Source organism: Candidatus Thiopontia autotrophica (genome assembly GCF_982804495.1).
In genome coordinates this window covers 37949-40069 of record NZ_CEYDPX010000016.1, presented here as the reverse complement: position 1 = coordinate 40069, position 2121 = coordinate 37949, and the positions used below count along the sequence as shown (strand labels likewise).

The following is a 2121-nucleotide window of genomic DNA, read 5'->3' as shown; positions in this document are numbered from 1 at the left end:
CGATAACTGTCGTCTGTACTATACGCAACACTTTGATGCGGGGTGGAGCAGTCTGGTAGCTCGTCGGGCTCATAACCCGAAGGTCGTTGGTTCAAATCCGGCCCCCGCTACCAAATAGAAAAAAGGCCGGTCTCTTTTTGAGATCGGCCTTTTTGTTGTTTGAGATGGGCGTTATTAGCTAAATAACAGTAAAAACGCAGACCTGACCCCAATATTAGCCGATTGCGGTTTGGCAGATTAACATTAGCTGGCTTGGGAAGATGCCTAGTACCAGGACTATCAGTGCGTTTGCTGAGAGTGTTAGCCCTGCCGGATCTAGGCTGAATTGTGGTGAGGCACCACTGTTTTCATCTGCTACATCAAAGTACATTATCTTGATCACTCTCAGGTAGTAGTAGGCGCCGATAATCGAGAAGAATACGGCAGCTACTGCAAGCCAGACGAGGTCAACCGAGATCACCTGCTGCAGTACAGCGAGTTTTGCGTAGAAGCCGACGGTGGGCGGCACCCCTGCCATTGAGAACATCAGTATAAGCATCATCAGGGCGAACCAGGGGCTCTTCTTTGCCAGCCCCTTGTAGTCACTGATCTCCTCGGCCTCAAAGCCTCTGCGACTCATCAGCAGGATCATGCCGAAGCCACCGGCAGAGGTGAGTGCGTAGGTTATGGCGTAGAACATGGCCGATTCAAAACCGGCCTCTGTGCCGCTCAACACACCCAGCAGCAGGAATCCGATATGGGAGATGCCCGAGTAGGCGAGCATTCTTTTGAGGTTGGTCTGTGCGATCGCGATGATATTACCAAAGGCCATGGAGAGCAGTGCCAGGATGATCAGCATCGGCTGCCAATCCACAACCAGCCCGCCCAGACCATCCACCAGCAGGCGCATCACCATGGCAAAGGCGGCGATCTTGGGGGCACTACCGATATAGAGGGTTACCGAGGTTGGGGCACCGTGGTATACGTCCGGTACCCACATATGAAATGGCACTGCGCCCAGTTTGAAGGCGATACCGGAGACCATGAATACGAGACCAAATGTCAGCACCAGGCTCAGATCCTGATCACCACTCTGTAGCTGGATCGCCTTGGCAACCTCACCAATATTTAGTGTTCCTGTAGCACCGTAGATCATGGAGATGCCGTATAGCAGCATGCCGGATGCCAGCGCACCCAGTACAAAGTATTTCATCGCTGCCTCGGAGGCACGGGCAGAGTCGCGCTGCAGGGCAACCATCGCATACATGGAGAGGGACATCAGCTCCAGCCCCAGGTAGAGGGTGAGGAAGGAGTAGGAAGAGACCAGGACCATCATTCCTAGCACCCCAAACAGCCCCAGTACGAAGTATTCGCCGCGATAGAGGCCACGCTCTTGCTGGTACTCTTTTGAGTAGAGGAATACCATGGTGGTAATCAGCAGGATGGCGATTTTCAGCACATCACCCATGGAGTCACGGACAATGGAGCCGCTAAAGAGGATCTGGGACTCCCCTCCCATCCCCATTGCAACCACTGCAGCAGTAGCCAGCAGTGAGCCCAGTGTCAGCAACCAGGTGATGATTCGGCAACTGTCGCAGATAAAGAGGTCTACCAGTAGCACGACGCATGCCAGTGACAGAAGTGTGATTTCTGGTGCTACTGCGACAAGTTCTGCTATCTCAAAATTCATAATACTACTCACAATTTAGATACCGTCATCTGCTGCAGCAGGTGGTCAACCGATGCGTGCATGATATCGATTATTGGTGCGGGGTAGAGCCCCATTCCCAGTACTGCGGCAGCCAGTATCGACATCATCAGGAACTCTCGGCCAGTTATGTCGCTCAACCCAGCAACTCCCTCATTGGCCACTTTTCCATAGACTACGCGCTTGTACATCCAGAGGGTATAGGCGGCACCAAGAATCAGGGTGGTGGCGGCAAGGAAGGCGATCCAGAAGTTTGCACGGAAGGATCCGAGAATAACCATAAACTCACCGACAAAACCGGAGGTGCCGGGCAGCCCTGCATTGGCCATGGAGAAGAAGAGCATAAATGCGGCAAATGCCGGCATGGTGTTGGCAACACCGCCGTAATCGTTGATCTGGCGGGAGTGGAGGCGATCATAGAGAACACCAACACT

The 2121-nt window shown here is 53.3% G+C and carries 2 protein-coding genes and 1 tRNA gene; 1 reads left to right on the top strand and 2 read right to left on the bottom strand.

The window, feature by feature from the left end; genetic code table 11:
• Positions 1 to 36: 36 nt before the first annotated feature.
• Positions 37 to 113: transfer RNA gene (locus tag AC3ZFK_RS06085), tRNA-Met, on the top strand.
• A 101-nt stretch (positions 114 to 214) separates the two neighbouring features.
• Here AC3ZFK_RS06085 and nuoN read toward each other — a convergent pair.
• Both nuoN and AC3ZFK_RS06075 read right to left on the bottom strand, forming a co-directional pair.
• On the bottom strand, positions 215 to 1669 hold the full coding sequence (gene nuoN / locus AC3ZFK_RS06080; RefSeq protein ID WP_487507085.1) for an NADH-quinone oxidoreductase subunit NuoN: 1455 nt from the start codon (positions 1667 to 1669) through the stop codon (positions 215 to 217).
• Positions 1670 to 1677: 8 nt separating this feature from the next.
• A partial coding sequence (locus AC3ZFK_RS06075) for a proton-conducting transporter transmembrane domain-containing protein (RefSeq protein ID WP_489433746.1) occupies positions 1678 to 2121 on the bottom strand: 444 nt, incomplete at its 5' end.

Coding starts and splice junctions, on each gene's coding strand:
- nuoN (WP_487507085.1), bottom strand. CDS start 1,669: ATGAATTTTGAGATAGCAGAACTTGTCGCAGTAGCACCAGAAATCACA.